This window comes from Cupriavidus sp. OTU4054, from assembly GCF_038440175.1.
In the GTDB taxonomy this organism is placed as follows: Bacteria; Pseudomonadota; Gammaproteobacteria; order Burkholderiales; family Burkholderiaceae; genus Cupriavidus; species Cupriavidus pauculus_D.
In genome coordinates this window covers 1-22,684 of record NZ_JASATF010000051.1, presented here as the reverse complement: position 1 = coordinate 22,684, position 22,684 = coordinate 1, and the positions used below count along the sequence as shown (strand labels likewise).

Here is a 22,684-nt window from a genome sequence, read left to right as displayed (position 1 = left end):
CCCGGCGCGGCCGGCGCCCCCCGCCCCCCCCCCACGGCACGAATGGAGAGGAAGATATGGCCGGAACGAAAGAAATTCGAACCAAGATCAAGAGCGTGCAAAACACGCGCAAGATCACCAAGGCGATGGAAATGGTCGCCGCGTCCAAGATGCGCAAGGCGCAGGAGCGGATGCGTAACGCCCGTCCCTACGCTGAAAAAGTGCGGAACATCGCGGCGCACCTGGCCTCGGCCAACCCCGAGTTCAAGCATCCGTTCCTGCAGGCACGCGACATCAAGCGTGCCGGCCTGATCGTGGTGACGACCGACAAGGGTCTGTGCGGCGGCATGAACACGAACGTGCTGCGTACGGTGACCAACGAGCTGAAGACCCTGCAGGGCCGTGGCGTGGACGTCCAGTCCACCGCGATCGGTACCAAGGGCATGCAGTTCCTGGGCCGTATCGGCGCAAAGGTGATTTCGCACGTCGTGCATCTTGGCGACACCCCGCATCTGGAAAAGCTGATCGGCGCGATCAAGGTTCAGCTCGACGCCTTCACCAATGGTGAAGTCGACGCCGTGTACCTGGCGTACACGCGCTTCATCAACACGATGAAGCAGGAACCGGTGTTCGAGCAACTGCTGCCGCTGTCGGCAGACAAGCTGACCCAGACCGAAGACGAAAAGCGTGCCTACTCGTGGGATTACATCTACGAGCCGGACGCCCAGACCGTGATCGAGGAACTGCTCGTTCGCTACGTCGAGGCGCTCGTGTACCAGGCAGTGGCCGAGAACATGGCGTCCGAACAATCGGCGCGCATGGTGGCCATGAAGGCTGCATCCGACAACGCGAAGAACGTGATTGGCGAACTGCAACTGGTCTACAACAAGACCCGTCAGGCAGCGATCACGAAGGAGCTGTCGGAAATCGTCAGCGGTGCTGCGGCGGTTTAAGGCGTCAAGTATTCAAGCTATCGGAGATACGAAATGAGTATCGGAAATATTGTGCAGTGTATTGGCGCCGTGGTGGACATCGAGTTCCCGCGCGATGCCATGCCGAAGGTGTACGACGCCCTCACGCTGGAAGAGTCCGGCGATGCGTCGTTCGCTGAAAAGGGTCTGACGTTCGAAGTGCAGCAGCAGCTCGGCGACGGCGTGGTGCGTACCATCGCACTGGGTTCGTCCGACGGCCTGCGCCGCGGCATGGCCGTGAAGGGCACGGGTGCTCCCATCTCCGTGCCGGTTGGCCACGGTACGCTGGGCCGCATCATGGACGTGCTGGGTCGCCCGATCGACGAGGCAGGCCCGATCGCCGCCGACGAGAAGCGCGCGATTCACCAGAAGGCACCGAAGTTCGACGAACTGTCGCCGTCGGTTGACCTGCTGGAAACCGGCATCAAGGTGATCGACCTGGTCTGCCCGTTCGCAAAGGGCGGCAAGGTGGGTCTGTTCGGTGGTGCTGGCGTGGGCAAGACCGTCAACATGATGGAGCTCATCAACAACATCGCCAAGCAGCACAGCGGTCTGTCGGTGTTCGCCGGCGTGGGCGAGCGTACCCGTGAAGGGAACGACTTCTACCACGAAATGAAGGACTCGAACGTGCTCGACAAGGTGGCCATGGTGTTCGGCCAGATGAACGAGCCGCCGGGCAACCGTCTGCGCGTGGCGCTGACCGGCCTGACGATGGCCGAGCGCTTCCGCGACGAAGGCCGTGACATCCTGTTCTTCGTCGACAACATCTACCGCTACACGCTGGCCGGTACGGAAGTGTCGGCACTGCTGGGCCGTATGCCTTCGGCCGTGGGCTATCAGCCGACGCTGGCCGAAGAAATGGGCAAGCTGCAGGAACGCATCACGTCCACCAAGACTGGCTCGATCACGTCGATCCAGGCCGTGTACGTGCCGGCGGATGACTTGACCGACCCGTCGCCCGCAACGACCTTCCTCCACCTGGACTCGACCGTCGTGCTGTCGCGTGACATCGCCGCGCTGGGTATCTACCCCGCCGTCGATCCGCTCGACTCGACCTCGCGCCAGCTGGATCCGCAGATCGTCGGTACCGAGCACTACGAAGTGGCCCGCCGCGTTCAGCAGACGCTGCAGCGCTACAAGGAACTGCGCGACATCATCGCGATTCTGGGCATGGACGAACTGTCGCCGGAAGACAAGCTGTCGGTGTCCCGCGCGCGTAAGATCCAGCGTTTCCTGTCGCAGCCGTTCCACGTGGCCGAAGTGTTCACGGGTTCGCCGGGCAAGTACGTGCCGCTGAAGGAAACCATCCGCGGCTTCAAGATGCTGGTGGACGGCGAGTGCGATCACCTGCCCGAGCAGGCGTTCTACATGGTCGGCTCGATCGACGAAGCCTTCGAGAAGGCCAAGAAGCTCCAGTAAGCATTGCCACACGCCCCGCATCCTTGCGGGGCGGCAACGCGATTGGACATAGGAGTTCACATGGCAACCATTCTTGTAGACGTCGTCAGCGCGGAAGCGTCGATCTTCTCCGGTCAGGCGAAGTTCGTGGCGCTGCCCGGTGAAGCCGGCGAGCTGGGCATTCTGCCCGGCCACACGCCGCTGATCACGCGCATCGCGCCTGGTCCGGTGCGCATCGAGAAGGAAGACGGCAGCGAAGAATTCGTGTTCGTGGCCGGCGGCATTCTCGAGGTCCAGCCGAAGCACGTGACCGTGCTGGCCGACACCGCGATTCGCGGTGGCGACCTGGACGAAGCGAAGGCTCAGGAAGCCAAGCGCGCGGCGGAAGAGCTGATGCAGAACCAGAGCAGTGACCTCGACCTGGCGCGTGCGCAAAGCGAGCTGGCCGTGGCAGCAGCCCAGCTGGCCGCCATCGCACGCCTGCGTCGGAAGAAGTAATCGGCCCGCGGATCGCACCTGTTGTTTTTTGGGTGCGGAACGCGGAGCGGAACAAAAAAGGCAGCCGCGTGGCTGCCTTTTTTGTCGAAGCGACGATATATTTCGTCTCCTGAACCGCAAAAAAAAGCGCGCGGGCCGGGGAGGCTCCGCGCGGACGGGAAAATCCCTTCGAGGGGTCAATTCGAAGGAACGGGTTCGGTTCAGGATAACTTACAAGGCGCAGATTCCAAGTTCCGTACTAGTTTCGGTACTAGTCTTGGTCCTAGCGTCGTCGGTCTTCCTGGTGAGCCGGGCCAGCACGTCGCACGATGTTGTTTCGCATGCTGCTGGTCCGGTAAATCTGGGGTACGTCTTCAGGCTTTCTTCAAGCTGACTTCAAGCGCCAGTGCGTTTATCGATACATTCACATCGATACCTCACTGGATCGCCGTCTTCTCATTCCCCACCCTTGTTCGTCGTCTTTAGCTGGCGTCAACGCCGCCCAACGCTGGGTGTGTCAATGCATTGTGGGGGAAACTTTAGGGGAAGGCAGTAACAAAATGTATCGTTTTGCAAGTAGATGAAAGAGCGGCGGCGAAAAATACGGCGCTTCAAACACTTTTGAGCGTTTCCCGCTACCTCCACGCCACTTTCAGTTGCATTTTGTGCCACGGGCAATGAGCGATCACTTGCACGCTAATGGCCTGAATGGATTACGTTTTTTTGCCTGTAATAATGCCCGCCCCCTACTTTCCGGGGGTAAGCATTTTCGGCAAAACGGAATTGTGTTCGATACCGCATTCAACGTTACGATTGGAAACGTCGCACCGAACACATTTTTCACCGCCCGCGTCCATTAAACTGCCGCGGTGATTTTACATTCACCGTAGATTTTCGTATTCCCATGGCGATCGATCCCCAGCTTCTCGCTTACTACCAGCGCACGGCGGCCCATTTTGCGGGCGCACCCGTACCCGTTACAGCGCCCGAACGGCGCGCGCGATTCGAGGAAGTGGCCGCGCTGTCGCAACTGCCGGACCCCGACGGCATGACGGTCGCCGATCTCGTCGTGCCGCTGCCGGGCCGCGACCTGCCGGCGCGGCTGTTCCGGCCGGCCGGCATCGATACCCCACGTCTGATCGTGTACTTCCATGGCGGCGGCTGGGTCGTCGGCTCGCCGCGCACGCACCATACGGTTGCGGCGCTGCTGGCGGCGGACACCGGCTGCGCGGTGGCGAGCGTCGATTACCGGCTGGCGCCCGAGTGCGCGTTCCCCGCACCCTGCGAGGACGCCACGGGGGCCGTGGAATGGTTCGCGACGCAGCGCGAAGCGCTGGGCTTCGCGACCGGATTCCTCGCGGTGGCGGGCGATAGCGCGGGCGGCCATCTTGCCGCGCAGGCCGCCGCCACCGTCAACGCGGGGGCGCGCGCCGATGTGGTCAACGCGCAGCTGCTGATCTACCCCGTCGCATCTCCGGTGCTGACGACGGAAAGCTATCGCGCCTTCGGGGATGGCGTGGGGCTGACGCGCGACGAGATGCACTGGTTCTGGACCCAGTTCGCCGGCGATGCGGCCCTTGCGCGCGGCGCGGAGAACGACGATCCGCGTCTGTACCTGATGGCCTCGGCGCCGTCCCGCCAGCCGCCCGCGAGTGTCGTGCTGGTTGCCGCCAACGATGTGCTCCGCGACGACGGGCTTGCCTATGCGGATTTCCTCGTGCGGCATGACGCGCCGGTGGTGACGATCGAGGCCAGCGGCATGACCCACGGCTTCGCGCGCCTGCAGCCGGAAGCGCCCCGTGCGCGCGAATGGATGCGCCGCGCGGCCGAGGCTTTCCGTTCGATTGCCGACGACGTCTGAACAACAGCGGGGCCGGTTCGATGAAGGAAGGTGTCCGGGACCGACGTGTCCCGTAGAATGGCGGTCTCACGAGAGACCAACATGACCGTACTGCAGAACGACACCTTCCTGCGGGCGCTGCGCCGGCAACCGACCGAATACACGCCGCTCTGGCTGATGCGCCAGGCGGGCCGTTATCTGCCCGAGTACAACGCCACTCGCGCCCGCGCGGGCAGCTTTCTCGGCCTGGCGAAGAACCCCGCCTACGCGACCGAGGTCACGCTGCAACCGCTGGACCGGTATCCGCTCGATGCCGCGATCCTGTTCTCGGACATCCTGACCGTGCCCGACGCGATGGGCCTCGGGCTGTCGTTCGCGCAGGGCGAGGGGCCGCGCTTTGCCCATCCGGTACGCAATGAAGCCGACGTCGCGAAGCTGGCGGTGCCCGATATGGCATCGCTGCAATACGTGTTCGACGCGGTGTCGGAGATCCGCCGCGCGCTGGTACGCGACGGCCAGCAGCGCGTGCCGCTGATCGGCTTCTCGGGCAGCCCGTGGACACTGGCCTGCTATATGGTCGAAGGTGGCGGCTCGGACGACTTCCGTACGGTGAAGAGCATGATGTACGGCCGGCCCGACCTCATGCATCGCATTCTCGAGACCAATGCACAGGCCGTTTCGGCCTACCTGAACGCGCAGATCGAGGCGGGCGCGCAGGCCGTGATGATCTTCGATACCTGGGGCGGCGCGCTTGCCGACGGCATGTACCAGGCGTTTTCGCTCGCCTACATGCGCCGCGTGCTCGAAGGCCTGCGCCGCGAACACGACGGGCAGCAGGTGCCCGCCATCGTCTTCACGAAGGGCGGCGGACTGTGGCTGGAACAGATTGCCGCGATCGGTCCCGATGCGATCGGGCTCGACTGGACCGTGAACCTGGCCGAGGCACGCCGCCGCACGGCAGGGCGTGTGGCGCTGCAGGGCAATATCGATCCGACCGTGCTGTTTGCGCCGGAAGCGGCGATTCGGGCACAGGTGCGCAATGTGCTCGACAGCTACGCGGCCGGCGGCGGCAGCGACGGTCATGTGTTCAATCTTGGCCACGGCATCTCGCAGTTCACGCCGCCAGAGAACGTGGCGGTGCTCGCAGACGAAGTGCACGCTTACAGCCGGACGCTGCGCGGGCAAGGCTGACCCCGCCAGGATGGCGAAAGGCGGGGGGAAAGACGGCATGAGAATCGAACGGCTGTTTACCCCGCGCCGCAGCGATGCGTGCACATGGCTGCCGGTGGTAGCCTGAGAGGCGCTTCCGGCGCGGTGTCAAGTAAACTATTTCGCCAGCTTTCGCCAAAAAGGTGCCCCGCAGCGCGTGTCAAGGCTTGACTTATGCACACCGATAGGTTTGCGGCACTGCACGAGCGGGTTACCCCTTAGCCCTGTCGGGGGATATAGGCAACTCCTTGATTTTAAAGGCTTTGAATGTTCTTCAAACGGGCTTGCGAAGACGATGGAAGCCTTGTTTCGTGGGGGTTGCAGGGTAGATCGCCTGACTTTTCAACAAAGTTATCCACAGGGGCGCGGCGAGGCCTGGAAAACCATTCATCTATCATCGACTTAGGGTCACATTTGAAGTTTTACTTTAAGTTGATGTTGCGCCGCACACAGACTTCGCCTTGCCCGTTCCCGCAGACTCCCGTGCACAACCACCGCGCACCCCGCATGCACCGTCGCGGCCCATGCCATGGTGACTGAAGCGGCTCCGGACGCCGCCGGCGTCGCGTCGGGACCACAGACAATGGGCGCACATTTGCCCGCGGCCCGGATTGCCCGCGTGGCGATCGACACGCCCGCCGACGACTGCTTCGACTACCTGGCCGAAGGGCCCGATGGCGCTTTTGCCGCGCCGGGTGAGCTCGTCGTCGTGCCGTTCGGGCGCCGCAGCGCCGTCGGCGTGGTTGTCGCGGTAGCCGACCATTCGGACGTTCCCGAGGATCGCATTCGTCCCATTGCCGCGCGTGTCGATTGGCTGCCCCCGCTTGCGCCGGCATGGATCGCGCTCGCGCGCTTTGCCGCCGGCTACTATCAGCGCCGTCTTGGCGAGGTGATGCTGCCCTCGCTACCCCCCTCGCTGCGCGAGCCCGACACCTGGGCGCGTCTTGGCGACCGGGCACGGACGGTCCGCTACCGCCTGCTGCCGGGCACTGCGGACGCGCTGCGCGCCGCGGTACCCGCGCGCGCGAAGACGGTGGTGGCACTGGCGGAGGCGCTGATCGCGAACGGCCCCGAGGCGGGCAGCGAGGGCGAGGGAGGCGACTGGATGCCGTTACCGGTGGCGCGTACCCATTGCAGCGCCGCGCCCGCGCGTCTAGCCGAATGGGTGGCGGCCGGATGGGTCGAGGAATCGCGCGCGATCGGCCCGCTGCTCGAGGTCGCGCCCGGCCGGCCGCCGTCGCCGCGCCCCGCGCTGCACGCGGAGCAGGAGGCTGCTGTCGCCGCCATCGGCCACGCCACCGGGTACGCGCCGTTCCTGTTGCACGGCGTCACGGGCAGCGGGAAGACCGAGGTCTACCTGCACGCAATGGAGACGGTGCTCGCCGCCGACTCCACCGCGCAGGTACTGATGCTGGTCCCCGAAATCAACCTGACGCCGCAGTTGCAGGCGCGCGTCGCCGCGCGGTTCCCGGCCCTGCCGCTTGCCGTGCTCCACAGTGGCCTCGCGGATCAGGAGCGCAGCCTGCAATGGCTGGCCGCGCATACGGGCGAGGCCCGGATCGTGCTGGGCACGCGCATGGCCATCATGGCGTCGGCGCCGAACCTGCGCCTGATCGTCGTGGACGAGGAGCACGACACGTCCTACAAGCAGCAGGAGGGGCTCCGCTACTCCGCGCGCGATCTTGCCGTCTGGCGCGCGAAGCAATTGGGAATACCCGTGGTGCTCGGATCGGCCACGCCGTCGATGGAGACATGGTGGCGCGCGGAGCAGGGTGCCTATCGCAAGCTCGTGCTGCGCGAGCGCGCGCAGGCCGATGCCGCGCTGCCGACGGTTCGCCTGATCGACCTCAATATGGAGCGCCAGCGGCAGCGGCCGATGTACGAGGGCCTGTCGCAACCGCTGATCGAGGCGATCGAGGCCCGGCTCGCCCGCGGCGAGCAGAGCCTGCTGTTCCTCAATCGCCGCGGGTACGCCCCCGTGCTGGCCTGCGACAGCTGCGGCTGGCTGTCGGGCTGTCCGCGCTGTTCGGCGTACCTGGTGCTGCACCGTCCCGAGCGGCGGCTGCGCTGTCACCACTGCGGCCTGGAGTCGCCGGTGCCGCACCACTGCCCGGACTGCGGCAACGTCGATATCGCCCCGCTGGGCCGTGGCACGCAGCGCATCGAGGAGGCGCTCGCCGCACGGTTTCCGCAGGCCCGCGTGGCCCGCATCGACGCGGACTCGACGCGCCGCAAGGGCAGCGCGCAGGCGATGTTCGACGGTGTGCACGCCGGCGAGGTCGATATCCTGGTCGGCACGCAGATGGTTGCCAAGGGCCACGACTTCCAGCGCGTGACGCTGGTGGGCATCGTGCATCCGGACGCGGCGATGTTCAGCCATGACTTCCGCGCGGCCGAGCATCTGTTCGCATCGCTGATGCAGGTATCCGGCCGCGCGGGGCGCGCCGGACTTGCGGGCGAGGTGCTGATCCAGACCCGATACCCCGATGCGCCGGCCCTCCAGGCGCTGGCCCGCCACGACTACGACGGCTTCGCGGCGAGCCAGTTGCGCGAGCGCCGCCAGTCCTGCCTGCCGCCCTTCGCGTACCAGGTGCTGCTGACGGCCGAGCATCGCGAACTCGAACGGTCGCTCGCCTTCCTGCGCGCCGCGCGCGAGGCCGCCGAGGGTTGCGCCGGCGCCGAGGAGGTGCAACTCCACGATCCGGTGCCGATGTCGATGGTCCGCGTCTTCAACAAGGAACGCGCGCAGATGCTGATCGAGGCGGGCTCCCGCCCACTGCTGCAACGATTCGTGGCAGGCTGGTTGCCGTCGCTGGACACCCTTGGCGACGCGGGGCGCGGCGTCCGCTGGCAGCTGGAGATCGACCCGCTGCGCATCTGACTGCCATCGCGCGTGTGGCGAAAGTGCAACCCGCATTCAGCGGTTGCAATTAAGTGGTTGCACTAGGTTGCACCTTCGGGCGGGCCGCGCGTAATATGCGCACAGTCCCGCAGGCTCGCGCCTGTTCCCGCTTTCCGGAGATCTCCTCGCATGGCCACCACTACGCTCGGCGTCAAGCTCGACGACGCATCGCGCGAACGCCTCAAGCGCGTCGCCCAATCCATCGACCGCACCCCGCACTGGCTGATCAAGCAGGCCATCTTCACGTACCTGGAGCAGGTGGAACGCGGACAGCTGCCCGCGGAAGCCGGTGCCGCCGCCGTGACTGATGCCGATGGCACCGACGCGGGCGAGGTCGCGGGCGACGCCATGCCGCAGCCGTTCCTCGAATTCGCGCAGAGCATCCAGCCGCAGTCCGTGCTGCGTGCCGCCATCACGTCGGCCTACCGCCGTCCGGAGACCGAGTGCGTGCCCGTGCTGCTGGAGCAGGCCCGCCTGCCGCAGAAGCAGGGCGAGGCCGCCATCAAGATGGCCAAGACGCTGGCGAGCCGGCTGCGCGAGCAGAAGGTGGGCACTGGCCGCGAAGGGCTCGTGCAGGGCCTGATCCAGGAGTTCTCGCTGTCGTCGCAGGAAGGCGTGGCGCTGATGTGCCTGGCCGAAGCGCTGCTGCGCATTCCCGACAAGGCCACGCGCGACGCGCTGATCCGCGACAAGATCAGCGGCGCCAACTGGCAGTCGCACCTCGGGCAGAGCCCCTCGCTGTTCGTCAACGCGGCGACGTGGGGCCTGCTGCTGACCGGCAAGCTCGTGGCGACGCATACGGAAGCCGGCCTGTCGAAGGCGCTCACGCGCATCATCGGCAAGGGCGGCGAACCGCTGATCCGCAAGGGCGTGGACATGGCCATGCGCCTGATGGGCGAGCAGTTCGTGACCGGCGAAACGATCTCCGAAGCGCTGGCCAACGCGCGCAAGTACGAAGCCGAGGGCTTCCGCTATTCGTACGACATGCTCGGCGAGGCCGCGATGACCGAGGCCGATGCGCAGAAATACCTGGCCTCCTACGAGCAGGCGATCCACGCGATCGGCCAGGCATCGCGCGGCCGCGGCATCTACGAAGGCCCGGGCATCTCGATCAAGCTGTCGGCGCTGCACCCGCGCTATAGCCGTGCCCAGCACGAGCGCGTGATCGGCGAACTGTACGGCCGCCTGAAGTCGCTGACGATGCTGGCACGCCAGTACGATATCGGCATCAATATCGACGCGGAAGAGGCGGACCGCCTCGAGATCTCGCTCGATCTGCTCGAGCGCCTCTGCTTCGAGCCCGAGCTCGCGGGCTGGAACGGTATCGGCTTCGTGGTGCAGGGCTACCAGAAGCGTTGCCCGTTCGTGATCGACTACCTGATCGACCTCGCGCGCCGCAGCCGCCATCGCCTGATGATCCGCCTGGTCAAGGGCGCGTACTGGGACACCGAGATCAAGCGCGCGCAGGTGGACGGGCTCGAGGGCTATCCGGTCTACACGCGCAAGGTCTACACCGACGTGTCGTACATCGCGTGCGCGCGCAAGCTGCTGTCCGTGCCCGATGCGATCTATCCGCAGTTCGCCACGCACAACGCGCATACGCTGTCGGCGATCTACCAGATCGCGGGCCAGAACTATTACCCCGGCCAGTACGAGTTCCAGTGCCTGCACGGCATGGGCGAGCCGCTGTACGACCAGGTGGTGGGCGCCATCGCCGACGGCAAGTTCGGCCGGCCGTGCCGCATCTACGCACCGGTGGGCACGCACGAGACGCTGCTTGCGTACCTCGTGCGCCGTCTGCTCGAGAACGGCGCGAACACCTCGTTCGTGAACCGCATCGCCGACGAGACCATCGCGCTCGACGAGCTCGTGGCCGATCCGGTCGCCGTGGTCGAGGACATGCACCGCGAAGAAGGCGTCCTGGGCCAGCCGCATCCGCGCATTCCGCAACCGCGCACGCTGTACGGCGATTCGCGCGCCAATTCGGCGGGCATCGACCTGTCCAACGAGCACCGTCTGGCGTCGCTCTCGTCCGCGCTGCTGGCCGGCACCAGCGAGCAGGTACGGGCGGAGCCGCTGCTGGGCGCCGAGGTGGATCGCGCCGACGCGGTACTTGCGCCGGTGCTGAACCCGGCCGACCATCGCGACGTCGTGGGCCATGTGAGCGAGGCCACGCCGGCCGAGGTGGAAGCCGCGCTGGCCGCCGCCGTGAATGCCGCGCCGATCTGGCAGGCCACGCCTCCCGAAGTGCGCGCCGCCGCGCTGGAGCGTGCCGCAGACCTGATGGAAGCCCAGATGCAGTCGCTGATGGGCGTGATCATGCGAGAGGCCGGCAAGACGTTCTCGAACGCGATCGCCGAAGTGCGCGAGGCCGTGGACTTCCTGCGCTATTACGCGGTGCAGGTGCGCGAAAGCTTCTCCAACGATACGCATCGCCCGCTCGGTCCCGTGGTCTGCATCAGCCCGTGGAACTTCCCGCTGGCGATCTTCACGGGCCAGGTCGCCGCGGCACTCGCGGCGGGCAATACCGTGCTGGCCAAGCCGGCCGAACAGACACCGCTGATCGCCGCGCAGGCCGTGCGCCTGCTGCGCGAAGCGGGCGTGCCGGCCGGTGCCGTGCAACTGCTGCCGGGCCGCGGTGAAACCGTGGGCGCCGCGCTCGTGGGCGACGCGCGCGTGAAGGGCGTGATGTTCACGGGCTCGACCGAAGTCGCGCGCCTGCTTCAGCGCAACGTGGCGGGCCGCCTCGACGCGGCGGGCCGCCCGGTGCCGCTGATCGCCGAGACCGGCGGCCAGAACGCGATGATCGTGGACTCGTCCGCGCTGGCGGAACAGGTCGTCGGCGACGTGGTCACGTCGGCGTTCGACTCCGCGGGCCAGCGGTGCTCGGCGCTGCGCGTGCTGTGCCTCCAGGAAGATGTGGCGGACCGCGTCGTGGAGATGCTCAAGGGCGCGATGCGCGAACTCGCGCTCGGCAATCCGGACCGGCTGTCGGTCGATGTCGGCCCCGTGATCGACGAGGAAGCGCGCGGCAATATCGTGCGCCATATCGACGCGATGCGCGCCAAGGGCCGCCGCGTGCACCAGGCCGATGCCGCCGCCGCCGAATCCGCTGCCTGCCGCCACGGCACGTTCGTGCCGCCGACGCTGATCGAGCTCGACAGCATCGAGGAGCTGCAGCGCGAAGTGTTCGGCCCCGTGCTGCACGTGGTGCGTTTCCCGCGCGCGTCGCTGGACACGCTGATCGGCCAGATCAACGGCACCGGCTACGGCCTGACGCTCGGCATCCATACGCGGATCGACGAAACGATCGCGCATATCGTGGGCCGCGCGCATGTCGGCAACCTGTATGTGAATCGCAACATCGTGGGCGCGGTCGTGGGCGTGCAGCCGTTCGGCGGCGAAGGCCTGTCGGGCACGGGTCCCAAGGCCGGCGGTCCGCTGTATCTGCATCGCCTGCTGTCGGTGTGCCCGCAGGACGCGGTGGTCCGCACCGTGCGCGCCTCGGACGTGACCGGCGCGCCCGAAGCACTGCGGCCGGGCGCGAACGCGCTGGAAGCGCTGAAGACGTGGGCGCAGGGAGAGGGCGATTCGGCACTGGCCGCCGCCTGCGAGCAGTTTGCGGCCGCCTCGCCGTCCGGCCTGTCGGCCACGCTGCCGGGCCCGACCGGCGAACGCAACACGTACTCGCTGCTGCCGCGCGAGCGCGTGCTGTGCCTCGCGCAGCAGGAGTCCGACCTGGCGCTGCAACTGGCCGCGGTACTGGCCGTTGGCGCGGAGGCAACATGGGCCGATATCCCGCTCTCGAAGGGTCTGTTGGCACGCCTGCCCAAGGCAGTACAATCGCGCGTCCGCCTCGTTGCCGATCGTGGCGACTGGTCGTCCGCCGATGCCGCATTCGATGCTGTGCTGCATCACGGCGATTCGGACCAGCTCCGCACGGTTTGCGAACAGGTGGCCGCGCGTCCGGGCCCGATCGTCGGTGTGCAGGGGTTGGCGCACGGTGAACCGAATATCGCGCTCGAGCGTTTGCTGATCGAGCGCTCGCTGTCGGTCAACACGGCCGCGGCGGGGGGCAATGCAAGCTTGATGACGATCGGCTGAGCGCCTCGGCCGTCGGCATATCTTAAGGGGGTGACGGCGCGGCGATCCCGCGGCCGTCGCACAACCAGTGATGGGTCCGGTACTGCCACGCCGGACCGCAATAAACGCCGACTACATCGGCATAGATGGGACCAAGGAGAACTGATGAGCACGACCTTCCACAAGACGGCCATGACGATCGCGATGACCGTTGCCGGGCTGACCATGGCCTCGGCCGCGTTTGCGCAGGCGCAGGAAATCAAGCTGGGTTTCGCCGCACCGATGACCGGTGGCCAGGCGCAATACGGCAAGGACATGCAGAACGGCGTGGTTCTCGCGATCGAGGACATGAACGCCACCAAGCCGAAGATCGGCGGCAAGGAAGTGAAGTTCGTGCTGGTCTCCGAAGACGATCAGGCCGATCCGAAGACCGGTTCCGTCGTCGCGCAGAAGCTCGTGGATGCGGGCATCCAGGGCATGCTGGGCCATTTCAACTCGGGTACCAGCATCCCGGCGTCGATGGTTTACAACCGCGCGGGCATTCCGCAGATTGCGATGGCGACCGCGCCCGAGTACACGAAGCAGGGTTTCAAGACCACGTTCCGCATGATGACGTCCGACACCCAGCAGGGTTCGGTGATCGGCGCGTACGTGGTGAAGAAGCTCGGCGCGAAGAACATCGCGATCGTGGATGACCGCACCGCCTACGGCCAGGGTCTGGCCGACGAGTTCGAGAAGGCCGCCAAGGCCGCCGGCGGCAAGATCGTGCGCCGCGAGTTCACCAACGACAAGGCCGTGGACTTCAAGGCCGTGCTGACCAACATCAAGCGCAGCAACCCGGACGTGATCTTCTACGGCGGCGCGGAAACGCAATCGGCGCCGATGGCCAAGCAGATCAAGGAACTGGGTCTGAAGGCACCGCTGGTGTCGGGCGAAATGTCCAAGACCGACAACTTCCTGAAGCTCGCGGGTTCGTCGTCGGATGGCACCGTGGTGTCGCTGGCCGGCCTGCCGCTGGAACAGATGCCCGGCGGCGCCGCGTACGAGAAGAAGTACGAGAAGCGCTTCGGCAGCAAGGTGCAGACGTATTCGCCGTACGCCTATGACGGCGCCACCGCGATGATGACGGCGATGATCAAGGCGGGTTCGGCCGATCCGGCGCGCTACCTGCCGGTGCTGGCCGCGACCAGCATGCCGGGCGTGACCACGAAGACGCTGGCCTATGACGCGCGTGGCGACCTGAAGGACGGCGGTATCACCGTCTACAAGGTGGCTGACGGCAAGTGGACCGTGCTGGAGACGGTCGGCGGCAAGTAAGCCACCCTGGCTTTGTTTCGCCAGCTTTTGTTTCGCTAGTTTGTCCCGCCGGGCCGGTTCGATATCGGCCCGGCGTCGTTGGTGTCCTGTCGTGGGTGTCCATCCCTCCGCGCCGCACACTCAATCGACGTTGGTGGTCGTCTCCAGATCGTCCGCCGCGATCATCAGCGCCAGCCGTGCCTGCTCCACGGTATCGAGCGTCCCTTCGTCGCCGGCCGCGCCATGTTCCAGCGCGTGCAGCCGCGCCTCCACCGCGGCGCGTTGTCCGCGCGCGATCAGTACCTCCGCCACCTCCACCGCATCGGGCAGCGTCGCGAGCGTCGCTATCGCGCGCGTGTCCAGCGTCGCATCGCGGCTGGATTGCTGGAGGTAGTCGGCGAGCACCTCGATCATCGCGCCATTGCGCAAATGGGCATCCACATCGGCGCGCGCGGTCAGCCAGTTGCCATAGCGCTCGGCGTCGAACACGGCGACGTGGTGGCGCGGTCCGTCGAAGACGGGCGGATTCCGCGTCAGGTACTGGCGGACCGCGCGCAGGCGGATCGGATCGAGCCGGGCGAGCAGGGCGCCGCGTTCGGCCGGGTGAGTGGCCGTCATGAGCGCGTGTCCGACGGCCTGCAGATCCGCGAGGCCGCTGGGGTCGCCGGCGTCGCGTCCCGGGTTGCCATCCGGGTTGCCACCCGCGTCACCACCCGAGTCGCCACGCCGGTTGCCCACAGCCGCGCCCGCGACGGCTCCTGGCGCGGCGGGGGCCTGAATCGGCGGCAGGCCTGACGCGTCCGCCGGTGCGGGCGCAGCGTCGGGTACGGTCCCGGCATCGCCGGCGGACCGGTGCACCCGTACGACCACGGCGACCGTCGTGCCGCCTAATATCAGGAGCAGCAATCCCTTGGCAACCCATCGAAGCATGACCGTCTCCATTGAAATGGAACGTCCTTTATAGCCCGGCGCCGGCGGGTGCCGAAATCGCCATCTGTCCAAATGCGGCGCGGCAGGGCGGGAAACCGTTCGGCAGGCAAGCCGAAACAGGCGCCTTTTCCCTCTTGTTCTCTCACTAGGACATGGCGCGGCTGGCGCATAATTCCGCACTTGCTGAATTTTCTCCGAAGGAGCCGTCGGTGCAGGATGTGAGCTACGAGCGCGCGGTCGCGCTGGCCGGGGCGGGACGCCAGGACGAGGCGCTCCGCATCGCCGAGCAGCTCTGGCTGAACGAGCCGGATGTGGTCGACCACGCCACGCTGCGCGCGCAATTGCTGGCCGACGCCGGCGATCTGCCGGCCGCGCTCGCCGCGCTGGACGAGGCCATGGCACGGCTGGCGGCCCCCGCCGATGCGGACGCCGCGCTGGCCCCCATGCATCGCCTGGCCTCGCAGGGATTGCTGGCGCACCAGTACGGCACGCTGCTGCTGCGCGCGGGCCGGCAGCGCGAGGCGCTGAACTGGCTGCACGAAGCCGCGCAGCGCAACGGCCTGGCCACGGGCGAGTGGGCCGCGCACTTCTACGCGGGCCTGGCCGCCTACGAACTCGAGGACTTCGCGCGCGCCGGGCGCTACTGGCACGATCTGCTGTACCGCGCGCCGGATCTCGGCGCGGCGGACATCCTGCCGCTGGTGAAGGCCCACATCGACGCCGCGGAAGCTGCCGATGCCGCAGGTGGCCCGGCCGCCGAGCCGCTGATCCGGGCCTGCCTCGGCCGCATCGCGCTCGACTCGCCCGACCTGCTGGACCTCGAGCCCGAAGCCGGCGACGCGCTGGCCGCCGAACAGGCCGCGCGCATTCTCGCGGACGCGCCCGACCACCCCGAGGCGCGCCGGCTGCGCGCCCCGCTGCGGCTGGGCGACGATCGCGCCGGCGCGCTCGACGACCTGGCCGTGTATCTGCGCCAGCAACCCGATCCGCAGGCACAGGTACGCGAACTGGCATGGCGCCATGCGGCGACCGAGCCGGGCGCGCCGCCCGCGTGGCAGGGCTTTGCGCTGACGGCCGCGAGCGACGATGGCGCGGGCTATTACCGGGCGGCCGCCGCGTTGCAGGACTTCATCGACGACGTGCCGGCCGCGCGCGCCGCGCTGCAGCCCGTGGTGGTCCAGGCCTGCCGCACGGGGCTGGAGCGGTTCGAGCAGTACTTCGCGTCGGGTGACGGCGACGAGAGAGGCCATGGCGGCAACGCCGACCCCCATATCTATTCGCAGCTCTGCGGTCTGCTGGCCCGCAGCCTGCCGGCCGATGCCGCGCATCTGGAGGAACGGCTCGCGCTGCATCGCAAGGGCATGGCCGCCAGCGATTTCATCGAGCACTGGATCGACATGCTCGACGCGTACGCGGGCGCGGGCCAGTGGCAGCAGGTGCTCGACCTGGCCGCCGAAGTGCTCGAACGCCATCCGGTCGAGCGCGATCCGTCGCGCGTCGGCTGGGCGTTCAGCCGCATGATGGGCGCCTGGGCGCGCATCGGCGGCAGCGAAGCGCTGGCCACCGCCACCGAAGCGCTCGCGCGCATGGACGCGCGGCTCGACGCGCTGCCCGTGGAGGCCCGCAGCGAGGCCGGCCATGCGATGGCGCATACGCGCGCGCATTATGCGGCGCTGCTGGGCGCGGGCGTACCCGCGATGGATGCGCATGACCGTGCCCACGCGCTCGACGAGATCGAGGCGCTCCAGCGCCGCGCGCTCGTGGTGGAGGATCCGTGGCTGCACAACCGCTTCGGCGGCGTCTGGCGCGACCTCGGCGATATCGGCCGCGCGCTGCCGTTGTTCGAAGCCGCCGTCGCGCTGACCGAGGGCGATCCGTACGATCAGGCGCCCCCACGCGTCCAGCGCGCGCGGATCCTCGTCGGCGAAGGGCGCCACGAGGAGGCGCTGGCCGATTTCACGGCCGCGATTGCCGTGCGGGACGACTGGGATGCCGAGACGTGCCTGCTTGCCACGCAGGCCGCACTCGGACTCGCGCAGCGGGAGGTCGCGCTGGGCTGGTTCGAGCGCGCCCGCGCGCAGGGGGCCGAGAAGGGTCGCACGCGGGGGCTATACGCCAAGGTGGAAGCGGGGCTCAAAGAGACGCGCCCGGCATGGAAGATCTGGGGCGTCTAGCCTGACTGAAAAAACTACAAAAAGCACCATCGGCGACGATGGTGCTTTTTACTTGCTGTTCACGCGATATGCGTGCGGAATGCAAACACTGTCGGACAAACCCCGACAAGCAATTTGAAGTGCTTCCGTTACCATGTCGCCCATGAATGGACTGAGTCAACTTTTTCCCACGCTGCCCCTGGCCCCGAGCGGCCTGTTCTGGGTCGGGCTCGCGCTGATCGGCGCGGGACTCGCCGGCGAACTCGGGCGGCGCTGGCTGGGCTTTCCGCGCATCGTCGGGTACGCGGTGGTGGGGCTGTTCGCGGGTACGCTGGGACGCAGCATCGTCGACGACAACATGATCGCGCAGACGCGCGTGCTCATCGACATGGCGCTCGCGCTTGCGCTGTTCGAGCTCGGGCACCGGCTCTCGCTGTCGTGGCTGCGCGCCAACCGGTGGCTGTTGTTTACGAGCGCGGCCGAAAGCCTGCTGACCTGGGGCCTCGTGGCGTTCGTGCTGCAATGGCTGGGCGCGTCGCCCGGCGTCGCGATCCTCGCCGGCGGTATCGCCGTGAGCACATCGCCGACCATCGTGCTCCAGCTCAAGAACGAGCTGCGCGCCGAGGGGCAGGTGACCGAGCGGCTGATGGCGATGGCGGCGCTCAACAGTATCTATGCCGCCGCGATCGTCCAGGTCGCCACGGGCTGGCTCCACTCCGAATACGGCAATATCGGCGCCGCGCTGCTCCATCCGCTCTATCTGCTCGTGGGCTCGTGCCTGCTCGCATGGGTCGTGGGGAAGGTGGGCCACGCGATCTACACCCGCATGTCCGCGGACGATCACTACAGTTTTCTCGTGCTTGTGGGGCTCGTGCTGTTCACGCTGGCGCTGACGCGCGTGCTCAAGCTGTCGATGCCGCTCACGCTGCTGCTCGCGGGCATCGTGTTCAAGCATCAGGACCGCCAGCCGCATGTCTGGCCGACGCACTTCGGCAGCGCGGGCAGCCTGCTGATCATCGTCATGGTCGTCTCGCTGGGCCTGCCGCTCACCGCCCATGACTGGGTCGTCGGCGGTATGCTGGCGCTGGTGCTCGTGGTAATGCGGCATGTGGCCAAGCTGATCGGCGTGGTGTCGCTCGGATCGTTCTCGGGGCTGAGCCTGCGCCAGTGCATGGCGCTCGGCCTCGCGCTCACGCCGATGTCCGGCCTCGCGTACCTGTTGATGAGCGATATCGCGCGGCTCTACCCGAGCACGGGTGGCCCGCTGGCGTCGATCATCCTCTGCGCGCTCGCGATCGAACAACTGGTGAGCCCGCTCATCACGGCCTGGGCCCTGCGCTATGCGGGCGAGGTCCGCAGCAATGGAGGAGGGCGCTGATGTCGCTCGAACCGTTCAAGCATTCCGAGGCGCTGACCTTCGGCGTCGAGCTCGAGCTGCAGCTCGTCAATCGTCACGACTATGACCTCGCGCCCTTCGCGCCCGATCTGCTGCGCGCGCTCAAGGGCGCCCAGCATGCCGGCGATATCAAGCCCGAGATCAGTCCGTCGATGATCGAGATCAGCACGGGCATCTGCCGCGACTACGCGCAGGCGCTCGACGAACTGACCACGATGCGCGACCTCATGAGCACCGCGTCGAAGTCGCTGAATCTCGGCATCTGCGGCGGCGGCACCCATCCGTTCCAGCAATGGTCGGACCGCACGATCTCCGACTCGCCGCGCTACCAGTACATCTCCGAACTCTATGGCTATCTGGCCAAGCAGTTCACGGTATTCGGCCAGCACGTGCATATCGGTTGTCCCAGTGCGGACGAGTCGCTGTTCCTGCTGCATGCAATCGGCCGCTACGTGCCGCACTTCATCGCGCTGGCCGCGTCGTCGCCGTACGTGCAGGGTGTGGATACCGGCTTCGCGTCGGCGCGCCTGAATTCGGTGGCCGCGTTCCCGATGAGCGGTCGCGCGCCGCACGTGCTCACGTGGGATGGTTTTGCCGCGTACTTCGAGAAGATGCGCAAGACCGGCGTGATCGAGAGCATGAAGGACTTCTACTGGGATATCCGTCCCAAGCCCGAATTCGGCACCATCGAAGTCCGCGTCATGGACACGCCGCTGACGGTGACGCGCGCGTGCGATATCGCGGCCTATATTCAGGCGCTGTCGCGCTATCTGCTGCTGTCGCGCCCGTTCATGCCGCAGGAAGACGACTACCTCGTCTACACGTTCAACCGCTTCCAGGCGTGCCGGTTCGGTCTCGATGGCGAATACGTCCATCCGAACGAACTCACGCGCATGCCGATCGCGGACCACATCATTTCCATCTGCGATGCACTGGTGCCGCACGCGGAGGCATTGGGGTCGCTCGACGCACTCGCCAATATCCGCGCGCTCGCCGAACGGCGCGATGGGGATGCGAGCTGGGTACGCGCGGCCGATGCGGAGGCGCACAGCCTGCGCGACACGGTACGGCTGACATGCGAACGCTGGGAAGCGTAAGGCTTCCGCGCGGATATCGCGGTACGGCGCCCCCTCACTGCAAGGTGTAGCCCTTGCCGCTCATGCACGCGCGCCAGGCCTGCCAGTAGGCGCTGATCGCCTGCTGGTTGCCGGCCGATACCTGCGCGTTCTGTGCCTCGGTTTCGCGGCGCTGCTGCCGATGCTGCATGCCGCCGGCCATCGTGCCGACCGCCGCGCCCGCCGCGGCGCCCTTGCCGGCGTCGCCACCGATCGCGCCCGCCACCGCACCCATGGCCGCGCCTCCGGCCGCGCCGCGCACACGTTGCCCCGAGGGCGCCTGCGCGGGGGGCGGCGCGGCGGCAAGCTGCGCCGGATCGACACCCGTCTGCCGTTTCGCCCAGCCGATGCAGGCGTCGTCGTCGCTGGCCTGCTGTTCGGCCGACTGCCCCTTGGCCGGATACGCAACGGGCTTGCCCTGCGCGTGCGCCATGCCGGCGAGGCCGAGCGCCAGCGCGGCCGCGCCGGCGACGCCTGTGGATAAGATGCTGATGGATGTCATGGCCACTCCCCGGCGCGATCCACATCGCGCGCTTGCCGCCAGTATTTGCAGCGGCCCGGGGGCACGTCAATTGAATAAAATCGCGCGCGCCGAGGGCGATATAAGCGCGGTTTTCTGCGATGGCAGTCGTGCGCGTTCAGGCTTCAGTAGACAGGCTCGCAGCGCACTTCCGACTTCACCGAGTTCGCGATATAGCACGCGTCGTGTGCCGCGTGATGGAGCCGGTCGAGGTCTTCGCGCGTGGGAACGCGTTCGCCCGAGAACGCCACGTCGGGGCGCAGCGTGATCACCGTCATCGCGATGCGGCCTTCGGGATTCTTTTCCATCACGCCGACGGCCTTGTCCACATAGCGATCGACGCGGAATCCCGCCTTCGCCGCGAGCCCCAGAAACCAGAGCATATGGCAGGTCGATAGCGACGCCACGAACGCCTCTTCGGGATCCACGGCCGATGCATCGGACAGCGGCACGGGCACCACGTGCGGCGAAGAGGAGCCGGGGATCTCGAGGCCGCCGTCGAAGCGGATCAGATGGCGGCGGCTATAGCGCTTGTCGAGGAAATCCTGCTCGCCCCGCTCCCACAGCACCTCGGTCGTGTATTCGGACATGTCGTTCCCCCTTGCAGTTGAAATCAGGCGCCGTGCGGCACGCGTTCGCCGTCGCGCTCGCGGCCATGCAGGCCCAGCTGCTGGTTGGCCGGGACGGCGATATCGATCAGTTTGGGACGCGGCAGGTCGAGCGTGCGCATCATCGCGATGAACTCGTCGCGCGAGCGTCCCGCCACGCGGCTGTTATGCGCGCGTTCCTGCGCGATCGACGACGACGTGCGGCCCTTGTAGTCGTGCGCGGGATAGACCTGCGTGTCGTCGGGCAGGCGGAACAGCTTCTGCGTCAGGCTGTCGTAGAGCGTGCCCGCATCGCCGGACTGGAAGTCGGTGCGGCCGCACCCGTCGATCAGCAGCGCATCGCCGGTGAACACGCGGCGCACCGTGCCTTCCGGCACCGGCTCGTCCCACAGGTAGCTCATGCTGCCGGCCGTGTGCCCGGGAGTGTGCATGGCGCGCAGGACCTGGTTGCCGAAAGTCAGCGTATCGCCATCGATCAGCTGTTTCTGCGCCGGCTTGATATCGCAGCCCGACGGCGCGGCGGTGTGCGCGCCGGTCTGCTGCGCGACGTGGCCGGCCGATGTGATGTGGTCCGCGTGCGCGTGCGTTTCCACGACCCATGCGAGCCGCGCGCCCTCGGCGGCGAGCAGGGCCATGTCGCGGTCGAGCTGCCGGTCGACGGGGTCGATCAGCAGTGCCTCGCGCGTATCGCGGTCGATGAGCAGGTAGGTGAAGGTCGACGAGACGTCGTCGAACAACTGGTGGAAGGTCTGCATGGCCGTGGCATTCTTGTTAGGGGGGCGCAACAGGATCATACGCGCGCTCCCGCCGGCCGCAAGCCCGCGCCGTGCCGATCAGCACTCCACGATATTCACGGCGAGTCCGCCGCGCGCGGTTTCCTTGTACTTCGTCTTCATGTCCGCGCCCGTCTCGCGCATGGTCTTGATGACCGAGTCGAGCGATACGTAGTGCGTGCCATCGCCGCGCAGCGCCATGCGCGCGGCATTGACCGCCTTGACCGAGGCCATCGCGTTGCGCTCGATGCACGGAATCTGCACGAGGCCGCCGACGGGATCGCAGGTCAGGCCGAGGTTGTGCTCCATGCCGATCTCCGCGGCATTCTCCACCTGCTCGGGCGTGCCGCCGAGCACGGCCGCCAGCGCGCCCGCGGCCATCGAGCACGCCACGCCGACCTCGCCCTGGCAGCCGACCTCGGCCCCCGAGATCGAGGCGTTGAGCTTGTAGAGGAGGCCGATCGCACCCGCCGTCAGCAGAAAGTCGACAACGCCCGCGCGGTTGGCGCCAGGTACGAAGCGATCGTAGTAATGCAGCACGGCCGGAATGATGCCCGCCGCGCCGTTGGTCGGCGCCGTCACGACGCGACCGCCCGCCGCATTCTCTTCGTTGACGGCCATCGCATACAGGTTGACCCAGTCCATCACCGAGAGCGGATCGGACAGCGTGCGCTCCGCGCGCTCCGTCAGGTTGCGATACAGCTCGGGCGCGCGCCGGCGGACCTTGAACGGGCCGGGCAGCTCGCCCTCGGTGCGGCAGCCGCGCGCGACGCATCGCTGCATCACGTCCCAGATATGGAGCAGGCCGTCCGTGACCTCCGCCTCCGTCCGCCACGTGAGTTCGTTCTCGAGCATCAGCCGCGCGATGGACTTGCCGCTCTCGCGGGCCATGTCGAGCATCGCGCGCCCGGTCGTGAACGGGTGCGGCAATTGCCGCGCCGCGGTCAGGACCTGCGTGTTCGGCGCGCCCGCGGTCACGACGAAGCCGCCGCCCACCGACAGGTAGCGGGGCGCGCGCCGCGCGGCGGCGGGGG

Annotated in this window: 16 protein-coding genes; 11 read left to right on the top strand and 5 right to left on the bottom strand. The window is 67.2% G+C overall.

The features are described from left to right. Positions 1-56: 56 nt before the first annotated feature. The 8 genes from atpG to AAHB16_RS31885 all read left to right on the top strand — a co-directional run bounded on the left by atpG (position 57) and on the right by AAHB16_RS31885 (position 14,176). Positions 57-932, top strand: a complete 876-nt coding sequence (atpG, locus tag AAHB16_RS31920; RefSeq protein ID WP_150373388.1) for a F0F1 ATP synthase subunit gamma — start codon at positions 57-59, stop codon at positions 930-932. 33 nt (positions 933-965) lie between these two features. Beyond that, on the top strand, positions 966-2,369 hold the full coding sequence (gene atpD, locus AAHB16_RS31915; RefSeq protein ID WP_150373389.1) for a F0F1 ATP synthase subunit beta: 1,404 nt from the start codon (positions 966-968) through the stop codon (positions 2,367-2,369). A 60-nt stretch (positions 2,370-2,429) separates the two neighbouring features. Then, positions 2,430-2,846 (top strand): F0F1 ATP synthase subunit epsilon, encoded by a 417-nt coding sequence (locus tag AAHB16_RS31910; RefSeq protein ID WP_109585342.1) that lies wholly within the window; start codon positions 2,430-2,432, stop codon positions 2,844-2,846. Between the two features lie 883 nt (positions 2,847-3,729). Then, the gene (locus AAHB16_RS31905) at positions 3,730-4,686 is read left to right on the top strand and encodes an alpha/beta hydrolase (protein WP_342052865.1); all 957 of its coding nucleotides are present in this window, start codon (positions 3,730-3,732) and stop codon (positions 4,684-4,686) included. 81 nt (positions 4,687-4,767) lie between these two features. Continuing rightward, on the top strand, positions 4,768-5,856 hold the full coding sequence (hemE, locus tag AAHB16_RS31900) for a uroporphyrinogen decarboxylase (protein ID WP_150373391.1): 1,089 nt from the start codon (positions 4,768-4,770) through the stop codon (positions 5,854-5,856). A gap of 547 nt (positions 5,857-6,403) precedes the next feature. After that, entirely contained in the window at positions 6,404-8,755 is a 2,352-nt protein-coding gene (locus AAHB16_RS31895; RefSeq protein WP_446718155.1) for a primosomal protein N', read from the top strand. 150 nt (positions 8,756-8,905) lie between these two features. Further along, on the top strand, positions 8,906-12,880 hold the full coding sequence (gene putA / locus AAHB16_RS31890) for a trifunctional transcriptional regulator/proline dehydrogenase/L-glutamate gamma-semialdehyde dehydrogenase (protein WP_342052863.1): 3,975 nt from the start codon (positions 8,906-8,908) through the stop codon (positions 12,878-12,880). A gap of 144 nt (positions 12,881-13,024) precedes the next feature. Beyond that, complete coding sequence (locus AAHB16_RS31885; RefSeq protein ID WP_150373394.1) at positions 13,025-14,176, top strand: branched-chain amino acid ABC transporter substrate-binding protein; 1,152 nt, start codon at positions 13,025-13,027, stop codon at positions 14,174-14,176. Positions 14,177-14,296: 120 nt separating this feature from the next. On the opposite strand, the gene AAHB16_RS31880 is transcribed toward AAHB16_RS31885, so the two are convergent. Continuing rightward, positions 14,297-15,085 carry a hypothetical protein gene (locus tag AAHB16_RS31880; protein WP_342052862.1) on the bottom strand — a complete coding sequence of 263 codons (789 nt, stop codon included), beginning with the start codon at positions 15,083-15,085 and terminating at the stop codon, positions 14,297-14,299. 152 nt (positions 15,086-15,237) lie between these two features. On the opposite strand from AAHB16_RS31880, the gene AAHB16_RS31875 reads away from it, so the two are divergent. From AAHB16_RS31875 to AAHB16_RS31865, 3 genes are all read left to right on the top strand, one after another. Further along, positions 15,238-17,259 (top strand): hypothetical protein, encoded by a 2,022-nt coding sequence (locus AAHB16_RS31875; RefSeq protein WP_342052861.1) that lies wholly within the window; start codon positions 15,238-15,240, stop codon positions 17,257-17,259. A 133-nt stretch (positions 17,260-17,392) separates the two neighbouring features. After that, entirely contained in the window at positions 17,393-18,616 is a 1,224-nt protein-coding gene (locus tag AAHB16_RS31870) for a cation:proton antiporter (protein WP_191002159.1), read from the top strand. Then, complete coding sequence (locus tag AAHB16_RS31865) at positions 18,616-19,731, top strand: YbdK family carboxylate-amine ligase (protein ID WP_150373398.1); 1,116 nt, start codon at positions 18,616-18,618, stop codon at positions 19,729-19,731. Before AAHB16_RS31870 ends, AAHB16_RS31865 begins: the two co-directional genes overlap by 1 nt. 34 nt (positions 19,732-19,765) lie before the next feature. Here AAHB16_RS31865 and AAHB16_RS31860 read toward each other — a convergent pair whose 3' ends face one another. The 4 genes from AAHB16_RS31860 to AAHB16_RS31845 all read right to left on the bottom strand — a co-directional run. Beyond that, positions 19,766-20,251 carry a YMGG-like glycine zipper-containing protein gene (locus AAHB16_RS31860; RefSeq protein ID WP_150373399.1) on the bottom strand — a complete coding sequence of 162 codons (486 nt, stop codon included), beginning with the start codon at positions 20,249-20,251 and terminating at the stop codon, positions 19,766-19,768. Positions 20,252-20,394: 143 nt separating this feature from the next. After that, positions 20,395-20,859, bottom strand: coding sequence for an OsmC family protein (locus tag AAHB16_RS31855; RefSeq protein WP_342052860.1), 465 nt, complete (start codon positions 20,857-20,859; stop codon positions 20,395-20,397). 23 nt (positions 20,860-20,882) lie between these two features. Continuing rightward, positions 20,883-21,632, bottom strand: a complete 750-nt coding sequence (locus AAHB16_RS31850) for an MBL fold metallo-hydrolase (RefSeq protein WP_150373401.1) — start codon at positions 21,630-21,632, stop codon at positions 20,883-20,885. A gap of 78 nt (positions 21,633-21,710) precedes the next feature. Next, positions 21,711-22,684: L-serine ammonia-lyase (locus AAHB16_RS31845; protein WP_342052859.1), on the bottom strand; the 974-nt coding region annotated here is incomplete at its 5' end.